Below are 13,637 nucleotides of genomic sequence, written 5' to 3'. Positions count from 1 at the left end.
ATTCATCAACAACAGCTATTCAACAAAAACGAACCGCATTATGGGAAAAGTCATAGACAGGGAGAAGCGTACGATTGCGTTTATGATCCGGCTCTATTGCCGTCATCGTCTTCATCAGCAGGAGCCTTCCGAGGAATACCGTGCGCTGACCGACTATTGTCAGCACCGCTTGGATCATTGCCGATGGCAGGACGAGAAGCCGGCGTGCAAGCGTTGTCCTTGTCACTGCTATGCGCCCGAGCAGCGTGAGCGCGTACGGCAGATCATGCGGTGGACGGGTCCTCGTATGATTCTCTATGCGCCGTTGGAGGTGCTCCGCCATCTGCTCAACAAGGGATGAGCGTGTCGTGGTGGTCTACTTAGTGTCGTAGGTGCGGTAGACCATATAGTTGCCGTCGGCCCGAAAGCTGACCTCACTGCCAGTGCATTCGTTGAGCGTGCCCTGCCACCATTCTTTGTAGGCATAGCTCTGCCAGCGCAGTCCGGTGCTTTCCAGCTTTGTGCAGGAGAAGTTGAAGATGCTCATCTGCTGACGCGCAAAAGTGCTGAACACCATATTGCCGTTGGCGGGCGTGAACCAACCGTAGTCGGTGTACATCTCCGGCAGGATGGCGAAGTCGCGCAGATAGCGCATCATCAGTGCGATGTTGCCGAGGGTGTGGTCCTCGCGTTTGCCGGTGGCCCCCAGATAAGCCAGCCGTGGCTGTTGGTTCTCACCGTTTTCCTTTGTTGATGCTTTTATCAGACCGATGGCAAAGCGTGTTGCCTTGGTCAGGTCGTTATCCTCCTGTTCGCTGACCGCATGAAAGATGTCGGCATACTGCGCCTTGAGTCCGGCGGGGAGGCTGTCGCCGTCGCCCACACCAAAGAGTTTTCCTTCCGCTCTCAGTCTTTCTATTTCTTGTGGCTGATGCTTGAAGAGTGTGAGCAGCGCGCCGTCGCAGCAGATCAGCCGCTGTGCCTGATGCAGAATACCCAATGGTATTTGATGAGTAGGAAAATCGCCGTCGGCAAGGATGACGGCAGAGAAATCATTCATGTTAGATCCTTTTCGTTGACATGCTTAATTGCAGCTTATAGCAGCTTTCTTCCATTTGAAGTATCCGGCCACGGCGATGGCGACATAGAGAGCGTAGAGGCCGGCGGTGAAGGGCAGTCCTTTGTAGACATAGAGGGCGGAGAGCTCAGCGTCGATGACAATCCACAACAACCACTGCTCCACGTATTTGCGGGCGAGCCACCACAGTCCGATGAAGCTCAGCGCGTTGCCGAAAGAGTCGAGCACGGGCACGGTGGAGTTGGTGAAGCGGATGAGAATCCAGTAGACCAGTGCCCAGGCAGCGAGAAAGAGCAGCAGAGAGGGAATAAGCAGACTGCGCTTGACGTGCGTGATGGGCATGTCGCCCTCATGCGCTTGTCCCCGTTTCTTACCCAACTTCCATACGAGCAGACCGTAGACGGCAGCCAGCGCGTAGTAGACCTGCATACCAAAGTCGGCATAGAGTCCGGCGTCGAAATACACAAACATATAGACCACCGGCATGATGATGCCGGTGATCCATAGCCATATCGAGGCCTTGTACTCCTGATAGATATATACAAGGCCGATGATCGTTCCAAATAAATCCAGCATTAGAAGTTGATGCTCAGATGTGCCATCCAGTTAAACGGAGCGGAGGGCGCGAAGCCTGCCTCATAGAGGTCGTCGGTGCAGTAAGCCTCGACGTTACCTTTGCTGTCCTTGCGGAACGAGGGAGCAGCCCAGCCGTTGTTGTCATACTTGGCGTTGAAGATGTTGTACAGCGTCACGCCGAGGGTGATATCCTTCAGTCCGAAGCAGGGCAGGGCAAAGTGGTAGCTCAGGTTCACGTTGGTATTGAAATGTGCTTTGAGGAACATGTCCACGTCCTGGTCAAAGCTGCCGTCCTTATTATAGTTCTTATAACTGTCGAAGTCGGTGTTGGTCAGATACTGTTTGCCGATGTACTGGCTTTGGATGCCGGCGTTGAAGCCTTTATAATTGAACGTAAAGATGTTGTTGAAGATGAAGTCGGGCGAGAAAGCGGTGTGGGTGTCGCCGAGACTGACTGCCGATCCGTCTTTGAGTGTCACCGTCCAGTCCTTGCAGATGTTGCGTGAGAGTGTGGCGTTGGCATCCCAGCGGAACCAGTCGACAGGTTTCCAGGCAGCCTCCAGCTCCACACCCTCGCGGTAAGAGCGTCCGCTGTTCTCGTTGCTGGCCTTCATCTCACCGATGTCGTTGAGCTCACCGGTGAGCACATACTGGTGGTTGTAATACATATAATAGAAGTTGGCGCCGGCGGTGAACTTCTGACTCTCATAACGGTAGCCGAACTCCACGTCCTGCAGCTTCTCAGCTTTCAGATGCTGCACTTCATTGTCCTGGTAGTCGTTGCGTGTGGGCTCCTTATGGCTGATGGCGTAGCTGGCATAGAGGCGGTTGTGGCTGTCGAGCTGATAGTTGATACCAAACTTCGGGTTGAAGAAGTCGAAGTCGTCGTGTGCCCAGTAGCCCTTCGTGCGGTCCTCATTGATGTAATAGTCGCGGGGATCTTGCATGCGGTAGCCCACGTGGCGATACTGCAAGTCTATGTAAGCGTTGAGACCGGGGAGGAAGGTCCACGACTCTTTCGTATAGAGGTTGAAGTCGGACTTCCATGCGCGATTACGGTAATATTCGTATCCGGGATAGAACGTGTTGACCTTGTCCTTTGTCCACAGCACCTCACCCCAGTGGTCGCCGACATATTTGTTCCATCCGCCGCCGAGGGTAGCTTTGTAGTTCGACTTGTTGTCGTAGTTGATACTTGCCACCACACCATAGAGATCATTCTCCATGAGCTTCTTACGTGTCAGGTCGCTCTTGAACTTTGTGTCGGACAGTCCGTAGTCCTGGTAGTCCTTGTTAGACTTGTACTCGTTGTAGTAGCCATAGCCGTAGGTGTAGTGCAGTGTGACGTTTGACGACCAGTTCTGTCCATACAGCTGGTTCCAGATGGCCTGATAGTTCATCTGATGATAGTTGTCGGTCTGATCCTTATAATAATGTACATTCCCCTTGTCGTCGTAGTACTCGCCGCAGGAGTTGTAGCGTCTGCCGTAGAGGCTCTGCTCATATTTCGAGGCATAGTTCCACGCGTGGTAGGTCTGTTCGGTGCCGTTGAAGGTCAGCAACTTCACCATGGTGTTGTCGGAGAAATAGCCGCCTTGGAGGAAATAGGAGTTGAGTTTCGTTGAGGCGCGGTCGAGATAACCTTTCGACCCGATGTTCGACAGTCGTCCCTGCAATCCCCAGTGGTCATGGAGCAGACCGGTGCCGAAGCGCAGCGTCTCCTTGTGGCTATAATACGAACCGGCACTGGCATCGAGGCCGATATAAGGCTGCGTGCCGATATTTTCCGTCTGCATGTTCAGCGTAGCACCGAAGGCACCTGCACCATTTGTCGAAGTACCGGCACCGCGCTGCAGCTGCATGCTCTGTACCGATGAGACGAAGTCGGCCATGTTGACGAAATAGACCTGCGAGCTCTCTGCGTCGTTGACGGGAACTCCGTTGGCCGTGATGTTGATACGGCTCGGGTCAATGCCACGCACGCGGATGGAGGTGTAGCCGATTCCGTTGCCGGCATCGGATGTCGTGGTGACGGAGGGCGTCAGTGAGAGGATATACGGGATATCCTGTCCGAAGTTCACTTGTTTGATTTGTTTCTGAGTGAGCGTAGAGAAGGCCATAGGTGTCTTCTTGCCGGCGCGGGTGGAAGTCACCTGTACGCCTTGAAGCTCATACGTGCGGATGGAGTCTACCGGCTCGTTGTCGGCAGCCCAAGAAGCAGTGGCGGCACAAGACAGTGCGGCCATCATCAATAAGTGTTTATCCATGAATGTTTAAAAAATAAATTAGATGTTTTCTTTTTACCATGAGCACAATATCTATTAAAGAGGTGAAAAGAAAATCTCGTCCCTGCGTCGGCATTGTCCGTATCAGGTTCAACGGGTATGATCTCAGCGAGGGCAAACGCCCAGGCACCCCAAGAATATGCGTTGTTTTTGCACTGCAAAGTTACAAAGAAATCTGAAAACCAAGAAGTGTTTGCAAAAAAATATTGTGAGAATATTAAGAATCCTACTTTTGAAAGGCCGCATCGGTTGTTGAATAAACTGACATTTTAGGGGCCTTATTTTGCCGTTCTTTGCCAGCGAACGGCCGCTCGCCCGTTTTTTTTGCGATTTTGAGCGTTTTTCTTAAATCGTTGATTAACAACGATATAACATTTATGTCTCGTTCGTGCGCTTATAAAAGCATTGAGATGATGAAAAATTCTCTAGAGAATTTTTCATCATCTCGGTTGTTTCATCTCATAAAACCACCTTTTTGTGTCACTAAAATCAGTATTTTTACTTAGTCATCTCACTGTTTTGTTGATTTCATGCTACTATTTCCCTGTTTCCAACTCACTTTTTTCTCAAAAAGCCCTCGCTGTGCTCTCTAGATTGAAACTTTTCGCGGGCATGTTTTTGTCAGTGTTTTTCACGATACCAAGACTTAGACTATACGTTTAATAGGAATTGTTTTTTACATGAATGTCCATGAATGAACCACGAATTTTCATAAATTTGATCTTTTGCGAACGGTTCTTCCATTCCGAATGGAAGAAATCTCCCATTCAGAATGGAAGAAGTTGAGGCCTGTTTTTGAGCAATCCTTGCTGTCAAGGCCGGAAGTTGGTATTTCCTTACAGCCTTCCTCATAACGGTTATTCAGCAGGAGTGACCGGTGCTATTCTTCATGGCTGCACGACAACGGCTTTAAGCAACTGATCCCTTTTATGGAATTGAAACTCTTGCTTGCGTCCTAAATTTCCTCATAAGTAGGGATTGTGAATATCCGTGAAAAGCCGTAACTTTGCAGTCGTAAATCAGAATCACACAATTAAATCATAAAAAGACACTAAGGACAATGAAGAAACTGTTTACCCTCATGCTGCTCTTCATGGCAGCCGTGATGACAACGACAACATTTACCGCTTGCGGAGATGATGACGATGACAACAATAAGACAGAGACACCAGCAGAAAAAGCTGCAGGCATCTACACTGGTACTGATCAAGTGACAATTGGTGGCCAATGGACCTATACCAGCAGTGCCGACTACACTATCACCGCCAACGCTGACGGTTCCATCAACCTGACAATAGGTACGGAGACCTACGAGAACACCATCATGGGCAACGTCACGCAGGGAACATTTACAATTAAGAACATTCCCTACGATGCCAAGACGCTCTCCTTCACGAAAGACTATGCGGCTGATAATCTTTCCGCCCATGTAACAATGGTCAAAGGCGAAATCACCACAATGGATAAGGACTTTTCCATTCCATCCGGCACAATCAAAGTAACACCACAAGCAGACGGGAGCATCAAAATCACCAACAAGCAATATACCTATGGCAAAATGCCATTTAATATGGATGCTGAGTTCACCGGCACACGTAAGAAGTAATCCTTATCCGAATATATAGTGAACCACATCAACCGACTTTTAATATATTTCCTCGCAGGGTGCTGCCTCACATTGGCGGCATCCTGCGAAGGTGTCTTTGGCGGTATCTACGACGAAGACCGGGGAGACGAGCCCGGCGTGAAGCCCGGGCAGCTCTATATCGACGCCACCAGCTGGAACGACTGGTACTACATTGACCTCGACTCGCTCGTAGATCTGATTGACAAAGGCGATGCCGCAGCCTTGCAGCAGGCGCAGACCAAGTTCACCCCATGGCCTATCCCGCAGACCGAGAACGCCGACGCCGCCCGCGACAGCAGCGGCATGTACATCTACTGGTTCGACATCTTCGGCAAGGGTATGTCCAACTATGAGCGTCGCGGCTACAAGCCTACGGCTCCGCAGCCCGAGCCCGAGCACTGGACCTTTGCCGTGCACCGCGACAACGTGCGCACCAATGGCGGCAGTGCCTACGAGACAGCTTACAACTCGATGGATGAGGTGCCCGACTCTGCACAGGCCTTTGCCGATAAGACGTTTACGCCCGACACGTGGTCGGAGCGCGACGTGTGGGTAGACCGCAAGGAGATGCTCAACTGCATTATGGGCAACCAGGGTATCAAGATCAATCAGGTGTTGTCCTCCTGGCTCGTCTTCAACATACCTCCCATCCCGCCCACTTATACGTTCAACAACCACGTGTTCATTTTACGCACGAAAGACGGGGAGTACTTCGCACTGCAATTAGCGAACTACACGGGCAGTAAGGGCACCACGTGCTACCTGACCATCAATTATAGAAAAATAGCATTATGAGCCATACCTCCCTTTTCACGACGCTCGCCCTCGCTGCGCTCCCATTAGGCACCTTCGCTGTGGAGCCTGCCGACTCGTTGCTCACCGGCAACGACCTGGAGCAGGTCGTTGTCACCGGCACACGCTCTCCCAAACTGCTCATGGAGACGCCTGTGCTCACGCAGGTCATCAGCCATGCCGACATAGAGAAGGCCGATGCCACCAACCTCAAGGACTTGCTCCAACAGGTGATGCCGGGAGTGGAATTCTCCTTTGCTCAAAACCAGATGGTTCACCTCAATTTCTCGGGCTTCGGCGGACAGAGCGTGCTTATCCTTGTCGACGGTGAGCGTCTCGCGGGAGAGACAATGGACGACGTGGACTTCACGCGCTTGTCGATGGACAACGTCGACCACATCGAGATCGTCAAGGGAGCTGCATCTGCACTCTACGGCAGTAATGCCAATGGCGGTGTTATCAATATCATCACCAAACAGGCGGCTAAGAAACTTAGTGCCAGCCTCGACGCTCGCCTGGCCAAACATAACGAGCAACGCTATGGACTGGCCCTGCAAGGCGGTGGCAGCCGGTGGAGCAATGCGTTCAACATGAACAGAACGACGCAAGATAACTATGACGTGCACAATGCTGACGGGGCTGTCGCACGCACCATCACTACCATCTTCGGCGACCGTACCTGGAACTTTGCCGACAAAGCTCTCTGGCAACCGTCGGACAAGCTGAAACTTACGGGGCGCGCAGGCTATTTCTTCCGTCAGGTGAAGCGTAGCGTGGAGTCGCCCGAGCGCTATCGTGACTTTAATGCGGGTGGTAAAGCTCAGTGGATAGTCTCTGACAATGATGTCTTGGAAGGGTCGTACAGCTTTGACCAGTACGATAAGTCGACATGGCTGCGCCGGCAAAAGCTCGACGTGCGCACCTACTCCAATGTGCAGAACAGCGTGCGCCTGCTCTATAACCATACCTTCGGCGACAATGTGCTTACCGCAGGGGCAGACTATCTTTATGACTATCTGAATAATACCAAGCTCGACGCCGCACACCGTCAGCAGAGTGTCGACGCCTTTGCGCAGTTCGATTGGAAACTCAACAGCCGCTGGGAGTTTGTCGGAGCACTGCGATATGACTATTTCTCGGACCATCACATCCAACGCGTCACGCCGAAGTTCAGCGTGCGCCATACGCCCATCGACCATCTCAACGTGCGCTTTGGCTATGGCATGGGCTTCCGGGCTCCGACATTGAAAGAGAAATACTACGATTTCGACATGGTTGGCATCTGGACCATCACGGGCAACCCGCTGTTGAAGCCAGAGGTGAGCCATAACTTCAACCTCAGCGTGGAGTATGTCAAGGGCAACTATGGCTTTCTGTTGGCTGGATACTGTAATCGTGTGACCAATAAGATCACGTCGGGAAATCCTTATTACGCCAGTGCTACGGAGACTATGCCCCGGCTGCCCTATGTCAACATCGACCGGCTGTATGTGGCCGGTTTTGAGGCCACGGCGCGTGCGCGGTGGAGTTGTGGCGTTGATGCCCGGCTGTCCTATGCCTTTGTCGATGAGCAGGCAGGGCACAAGGATGGGCAGAAGCTTGCCAGTCCGTATCTCCCAGCTCGCAAGCATACTTTGACGGCACATACCGACTGGACTCATCGCTTCTCTACGCTGTTGGATGGAATGGTGGCTCTTGACGGTCGCTTCCTGTCAGGTATCGACAACCAAGAGTTTAAAAACTACTATAAAGTGGAGGAGGGTACCATCACGGTGCATTATCCGGCTTACACGCTGTGGAAGTTGGCGGCACAAATGGGCATTGGCAAACATCTGAAGCTGACCTTTGCCGTCGACAACCTGCTGAACTATCGTCCAAAATACTACTATCTCAACAGTCCGGTTGTTGATGGCACGAATGTGATGGTGGGGTGCAAGATCAGACTATAAGCCTCACCCCCATACCCCTCTCCAAGGGAGAGGGGAGTAAAATGTATGGCGGGTGACACGTTTGTAGGCTTTAGCGGAAGGTATGGGGTTGAGGCAGTCCTAACTACTCTTGTCGGTAATCACTCCCCCCTCTTTTGGAGAGGGGTACGGGGGTGAGGCCGTTTTGTTTAGTCATCCAATGACTTCAGCCATTTCTGCCCGCTCTTTGTGTGGAGCCAAATGGCAAAGAGAATACCAATTGCCGCAGAGCCACCCAAAACAAATATAAGTCCGTCAAGTCCTTGCATCATCATAACGTTACTTCTTTAAAATATAATTACCCAAATAAGCAAAAACGGCTGTTGCTATCACTCCCATTAAAAAGAGAGAAATAAACACAGATGTCTTGACATTAGCCATGAAGTACGTCACTACTGCTCCCACAACCATCGCTGTGAAGCAGGTCTGAGCCAGATTGTAGAGGAACTTGCCAAGTGCCTCCCGTCTGCTCTTCTCCCGTTCTCTGTCTTCTTGCAATGTCATACCGCAAAGATAAGACTTTCTATCCAAACGCGCAACTATTGAAGAGTTTATTTGCCGTTTGGATATTTTTCGCTATCTTTGTGGGAAAATAAGCTAAAGCAATGATAGAGAACATCGTTTTTGACTATGGTGGCGTGCTGGTGCAGTACGACTTTGTGGCTTTCTTCGGCAAGTTGTTGGGAAGTCGGGAACGAGGACAGTGGTTCATGGACCACGTGCTGCCGGAAGAGGTAGGCGCTGCCATGGACCGGGAACTGCATCCTTTCGACTATTATATCCGTCAACAGCAGGAGCGATGGCCCGAATATGCCGATACGCTCAGCTATTTTGCCGGTCACTACACCGATGTCTTCACCGTGGAGACACCCGGTATCCGCGACCTCATCCAACTCTTGAAAGATCGTGGCTTCCACGTTTATGGACTGAGCAACTGGTCGAGCAAGCTGAGTGAGGTGAAAGAAAAATACAGTGTCTTTGGCCTTATCTCCGACGAGTTGGTGTCCAAGGATGTGCATCTGCTCAAACCTGATCCAGCCATCTATCAGGCTTTCCTTGATAAGTTCCACCTCAAGGCAGATACATGTCTGTTTCTCGATGATAAGAAAGAGAACATAGAAGGTTGCCGGCAGGTAGGGATGCAGGGCATCCGCTTTGATCGAGAGCATCCTGAGAAGACCATTTGCGAGATAAAGAAGTTGTTGGGATTGGACGAGTAGTCACTTAGGTCTTAATAGTATCTCTTTGCTATGCTCTTGATGATGTTGAGATTGGGCACTGTGGCGCCTTTGGCGTTACAGGTGAGCAGCATCTCGGGAGCGTAGAAGTCACAGCCGCGGCAGTTGTCGGGACTGTCGAAAACGTTGCAGGCCAGTTCGCGCTGCACGGCGAGTAAAGCATTGGCGGGATAGGAGGCACGATGGCGGATATAAGCCCAAACGAGCTCGGTAAGGTCATGGATGTAGCTCTTGATGTCCTTGTTGATTCTGATGTTCATTTTCATGTTCATTCCTTTCTGTTAGAGGTTGTCTTTGCATCACTAATGAGGGTTGACCAGAGGTTTTCCTTGTAGAATGCAATGCAAAGATAGGACTTTCGTGGCTATATGTAGTCGTCAGTAGCGATAGTTTAACGATGTTTGCCGTTCTGTAGGCAATTTATGTTATAACGGCGGGGAATAGGTTAATTTTGACATTCCCCACGGTTATAGCTTTGCAGACTACCTCGTCTTCTTGATAGGCAGCTGATAGAGGATCTTGCCGTCTTTGTTGATGGCTGAGAGTGTCAGCTGCTGTTTGTCGGCACTGATGATCGTGAAGCCTGTAGAGGGATCGCACCACTGTGTGCCGTCGGTGGCACTCACCTTACGGGAGAGCGCGGCGGCGGAGTTTACCCAATAGACAATGGGATCGCCCGGTTTCTTGATGTATTGGAAGTTGTGGATATGTCCGCAGCCGTAGACAGCCACGTTGCTGTGACGGCGGAGCACGGGAAGCAAATATTTCATCATAATGTATAATGTATAATGTATAATGTATAGTGTATAATGTATAGTGTATAATGTATAGTGTATAATGTATAGTGTATAATGTATAGTGGATAACTTAACTCCTAACTCCTAATTTCTAACTATAAGCTGACCCTTACGCCCACAAGAAACGTGCGGCCATAGCGGTAGTTGCCCACAAGGGTGCGGTCAGAAGGCTGGCCGGGAATGCCACTATTGAACTCATTGGTTGTCTTCAAGTAGCGCTCTCGTTTGGCGTTGAGCAGGTTGTTGGCTTTAAGGAAGATGGCCAGACCGTTCTTGAAACGCTTCTCACCGCTGAGGTCGAGGGTGAAGAAGTGACGTTCCCATTCGTCAGAGTCGAGGTAGGGCGAGACAAGTACAAGGCGCGTGCCTGTGTAGGAAGCAGCGAGCTGACCATTCCAACCGTGGTTGGTATCCTTATATAATAAGGAGACGTTGGCGCTTAGGTTTGTAACCGATGTAGTTGACAATAATGGTGACGGCACCCTGGTCGGGCAGGTCCTTCAATGTGAAGAAACCGTCCAGGCCAGTGGTCGTCATGTTATCCTGTCTACCTTTTACCTGGACTACGGAGCCGATGAGTGTCTCGCCCGTCTTCTTGTCTTTGACCACGCCATCAATGGGACCGGCTAGACAAGCGGGGAGGAAGGAAGCACTCAACGCTGCCGTCAGAATAAGTTTTTTCATACTTGAATGGAGATGAGATTTTTATTCGACTGCAAAAGTAGATATTACATATTGCAATACCGTTACATACATGATAACATGGAATGACAAGTAAGGAAAAGGGAATAAATGGTATTAGAAAATAGACGTAGAGAAAAAGGCAGAAGAAAGGACGATAGGTTAAAAGCATCAATTCGTTTGCTGATGTGCGGAAAAGGTACTAACTTTGTCTGATGATGAGCAATGAACTTAATCTACGAAAGATCATCCATGTCGACATGGATGCCTTCTTTGCCAGCGTGGAGCAAAGAGACCATCCGGAGTGGCGTGGCAAGCCGCTGGCTGTCGGGCATGACAGTACAAGAGGTGTGGTGGCCACGGCGAGCTATGAGGCACGCAAATATGGCGTACACTCCGCAATGTCTATTCAGGTGGCCAAGCGTCAGTGTCCCGATCTTATCATTGCTCCGGGACGCTATGAGGTCTACCGCGAGGTCTCGGCATCTATTCATCGCATCTTTCACGATTACACCGACTTGGTTGAGCCTATCTCGCTTGATGAGGCTTTCCTTGATGTCACACATAATAAAAAGGACATGGACTTGGCAGTGAACATCGCCAAGGAAATCAAGCAGCGTATCCATGAGGAAACGGGACTGACGGCCTCGGCTGGTGTGTCATACAATAAGTTCCTGGCTAAGATAGCGTCGGACTATCGTAAGCCCGACGGACTCTTTGTCATCCATCCCGACCGGGCACTGGACTTCATAGCCACGCTTCCCGTTGAGGATTTTTGGGGCGTGGGCAGCAAAACGGCCGAGCGCATGCACAGTCTGGGTATCTATAATGGTGCGCAGCTACGTAGCATTTCATTGGGTTATCTTCTTCATACTTTTGGTAAGGCGGGACGGGCTTTCTATGATTTCGCCCGTGGCATTGACGAACGGCCAGTAGTCTCAGAGCGCATCCGTAAGTCTGTGGGCTGTGAGCACACGTTCTCACAAGACATTTGTCTGAAGTCTGCGGTGATCATCGAATTGTACCATGTGACGTTGGAGCTTGTCGAGCGGCTGCAATCGTCTCAATTCAGAGGACACACGCTTACGCTGAAAGTCAAGTACGGTGACTTTACCACCATTTCGCGCAGCATCACACAGGCAAAGGTCTTGCGTACCAAAGACGATATCCTGCCGCTGGCAAAGAAACTGATGAGCCGTGTGGACTACGATGCTAACCATCCTATCCGCCTGATCGGTCTTGCCGTCGTCAATCCCCATGCGGGCGAATATCGTGAGAAAGACCGGTGGATAGAGCTCGATATAGACTTTTAATAAGAGACAGAGCAACAAAGGAAGATAAATAAATCCGTGTTCCTTTGTTGCCCTGTCTTCTTTCAGAAATAAGTTTGTGTTCCTATGTTACTCTGTCTTCATTCAGAAATAAGTTTGTTTTTCTTTGTTACTCTGTCTTCTTTATGGGCTCATCAATCTCACGAATGTACGCCCGATGCCTTCTGTGTTGTTCGGCTTCGAGATATTGCCACTGGTCGAGAACACCATGGTTAGTCTCCATCTGTGGCATGGCCTCGGCCCATTTGAATCCATAGCGTCGGTACCAGCTGATGAGGTCGTTGAAGATAAGAGCGTTGGCACCTTTCATTCGGTATTCGGGCAGCACGGCAATGAGCAGCAGGTCTACCGTGTCGGTCTTGTGCCATTTCATCACACGCAGCAACTGCCACCAGCCCATTGGCAAGAGACGTCCGTCGCGTGTGTGCTGTAGAGCACGGGAGAAAGAAGGAAACGACACGCCGAAGCCTACCATGCGGTCGTTGTCATTGGCATCAACCACGCAGGTGACCAAGTTGAGGTCAGCACGGCGGATGTAGTCATTGACCAAACGCGAGATCTGGTCGTCGGAAAGATGAGAAAAACCGTAGAGACCATCGTAGGTGCGGTTGACGATGTCGAAGAGTTCTTTTCCTTTGCCTCGCTTCACGAAGTCGAGTACACCGTATTTGCGTACTTGCAGGTTGTAGCGCTTCTGTACCAACTCCGCTGTAAGCGCAAACTTACGGGGCGTCACCTCCGGCACCTTCACCCGGCATTCCAACCAGTCGTTGTCTTTGCGGAACCCGAGCTGATCCATGAAACGGGGGTAGTACTCATTATTATAATTAATATATAAGGTAGAGAGGCGGTCAAAGCCTTCGACCATCATACCCTCGCGGTCCATGTCCTCAAAGCCAAAGGGACCTCCGATGCAGTCCATACCTTTGTCTTTTCCCCAATGGGCTACGGTGTCGAGCAAAGCACGGCATACGTCGATGTCGTCGATGAAGTCGAACCAGCCGAAGCGCACCATCCGTTTGTTCCACCGCTCATTGGCCCGATGGTTGATCATGGCTGCCACGCGCCCCACGACCTTTCCGTCGCGATAAGCCAGGAAATAGTCGGCTTCACAAAATTCAAAGGCCGGGTTTTTGTCCTTGCGCAACGTTTTCATCTCCTCACCATATAGATAAGGTACGGCACACGGATTGTCGCGGTAGAGATCGTAGAAGAATTGAATAAAAGTTTTCAGTTCACTAAGCGTCTCTACCTTTCTTATTTCTATTTTACTCATTACTTACTGG

At 50.6% G+C, this 13,637-nt stretch carries 16 protein-coding genes and 1 riboswitch; of the genes, 6 read left to right on the top strand and 10 right to left on the bottom strand.

All coding sequences use genetic code 11. The features are described from left to right. The first annotated feature begins 40 nt into the window (after positions 1–40). The gene (locus NG346_RS02385) at positions 41–340 is read left to right on the top strand and encodes a nitrous oxide-stimulated promoter family protein (RefSeq protein ID WP_154532521.1); all 300 of its coding nucleotides are present in this window, start codon (positions 41–43) and stop codon (positions 338–340) included. Positions 341–355: 15 nt separating this feature from the next. Here NG346_RS02385 and NG346_RS02380 read toward each other — a convergent pair whose 3' ends face one another. From NG346_RS02380 to NG346_RS02370, 3 genes are read right to left on the bottom strand one after another with little or no spacing between them, the layout of a single operon-like run. Next, positions 356–1,039 (bottom strand): thiamine diphosphokinase, encoded by a 684-nt coding sequence (locus NG346_RS02380; protein WP_262288246.1) that lies wholly within the window; start codon positions 1,037–1,039, stop codon positions 356–358. Between the two features lie 24 nt (positions 1,040–1,063). Next, entirely contained in the window at positions 1,064–1,633 is a 570-nt protein-coding gene (gene pnuC / locus NG346_RS02375; protein ID WP_262288245.1) for a nicotinamide riboside transporter PnuC, read from the bottom strand. Next, positions 1,633–3,900, bottom strand: coding sequence for a TonB-dependent receptor (locus NG346_RS02370; RefSeq protein ID WP_262288244.1), 2,268 nt, complete (start codon positions 3,898–3,900; stop codon positions 1,633–1,635). Before NG346_RS02370 ends, pnuC begins: the two co-directional genes overlap by 1 nt. Before the next feature lie 62 nt (positions 3,901–3,962). After that, positions 3,963–4,062, bottom strand: a riboswitch (TPP riboswitch). Between the two features lie 916 nt (positions 4,063–4,978). Between NG346_RS02370 and NG346_RS02365 the strand changes: the two genes are divergently transcribed. The 3 genes from NG346_RS02365 to NG346_RS02355 all read left to right on the top strand — a co-directional run bounded on the left by NG346_RS02365 (position 4,979) and on the right by NG346_RS02355 (position 8,286). After that, positions 4,979–5,524 carry a calycin-like domain-containing protein gene (locus NG346_RS02365; protein ID WP_262288243.1) on the top strand — a complete coding sequence of 182 codons (546 nt, stop codon included), beginning with the start codon at positions 4,979–4,981 and terminating at the stop codon, positions 5,522–5,524. Positions 5,525–5,596: 72 nt separating this feature from the next. Next, a complete protein-coding gene (locus NG346_RS02360) occupies positions 5,597–6,340 on the top strand; it encodes an HmuY family protein (RefSeq protein WP_262288242.1) in 744 nt (247 codons plus the stop codon). Beyond that, positions 6,337–8,286, top strand: coding sequence for a TonB-dependent receptor plug domain-containing protein (locus NG346_RS02355; RefSeq protein WP_262288241.1), 1,950 nt, complete (start codon positions 6,337–6,339; stop codon positions 8,284–8,286). Before NG346_RS02360 ends, NG346_RS02355 begins: the two co-directional genes overlap by 4 nt. Positions 8,287–8,453: 167 nt before the next feature. On the opposite strand, the gene NG346_RS02350 is transcribed toward NG346_RS02355, so the two are convergent. Both NG346_RS02350 and NG346_RS02345 read right to left on the bottom strand, forming a co-directional pair. Next, positions 8,454–8,579, bottom strand: a complete 126-nt coding sequence (locus NG346_RS02350) for a hypothetical protein (protein WP_262279412.1) — start codon at positions 8,577–8,579, stop codon at positions 8,454–8,456. Positions 8,580–8,583: 4 nt separating this feature from the next. Next, positions 8,584–8,808: a hypothetical protein gene (locus tag NG346_RS02345; protein ID WP_262288240.1), complete on the bottom strand. Its 225-nt coding sequence runs from the start codon at positions 8,806–8,808 to the stop codon at positions 8,584–8,586. A 101-nt stretch (positions 8,809–8,909) separates the two neighbouring features. Between NG346_RS02345 and NG346_RS02340 the strand changes: the two genes are divergently transcribed. Beyond that, entirely contained in the window at positions 8,910–9,524 is a 615-nt protein-coding gene (locus NG346_RS02340; protein ID WP_262288239.1) for an HAD-IA family hydrolase, read from the top strand. Between the two features lie 11 nt (positions 9,525–9,535). On the opposite strand, the gene NG346_RS02335 is transcribed toward NG346_RS02340, so the two are convergent. From NG346_RS02335 to NG346_RS02320, 4 genes are all read right to left on the bottom strand, one after another. Further along, a complete protein-coding gene (locus tag NG346_RS02335; protein ID WP_262288238.1) occupies positions 9,536–9,802 on the bottom strand; it encodes a hypothetical protein in 267 nt (88 codons plus the stop codon). 222 nt (positions 9,803–10,024) lie between these two features. Beyond that, a complete protein-coding gene (locus NG346_RS02330) occupies positions 10,025–10,315 on the bottom strand; it encodes a hypothetical protein (RefSeq protein WP_262279415.1) in 291 nt (96 codons plus the stop codon). Positions 10,316–10,434: 119 nt separating this feature from the next. Beyond that, entirely contained in the window at positions 10,435–10,806 is a 372-nt protein-coding gene (locus NG346_RS02325; protein ID WP_262288237.1) for a TonB-dependent receptor, read from the bottom strand. Continuing rightward, positions 10,754–11,023, bottom strand: a complete 270-nt coding sequence (locus tag NG346_RS02320) for a carboxypeptidase-like regulatory domain-containing protein (protein ID WP_262288236.1) — start codon at positions 11,021–11,023, stop codon at positions 10,754–10,756. Before NG346_RS02320 ends, NG346_RS02325 begins: the two co-directional genes overlap by 53 nt. 212 nt (positions 11,024–11,235) lie before the next feature. On the opposite strand from NG346_RS02320, the gene dinB reads away from it, so the two are divergent. After that, positions 11,236–12,333, top strand: coding sequence for a DNA polymerase IV (gene dinB, locus NG346_RS02315; protein ID WP_262288235.1), 1,098 nt, complete (start codon positions 11,236–11,238; stop codon positions 12,331–12,333). A gap of 127 nt (positions 12,334–12,460) precedes the next feature. On the opposite strand, the gene NG346_RS02310 is transcribed toward dinB, so the two are convergent. Continuing rightward, positions 12,461–13,627, bottom strand: coding sequence for an N-acetyltransferase (locus NG346_RS02310; RefSeq protein ID WP_262288234.1), 1,167 nt, complete (start codon positions 13,625–13,627; stop codon positions 12,461–12,463). Positions 13,628–13,637: the final 10 nt, after the last annotated feature.

This window comes from Hallella absiana, assembly GCF_025457485.1.
Classification (GTDB): Bacteria; Bacteroidota; Bacteroidia; order Bacteroidales; family Bacteroidaceae; genus Prevotella; species Prevotella absiana.
This window is presented reverse-complemented; position numbering and strand designations above follow the sequence as displayed.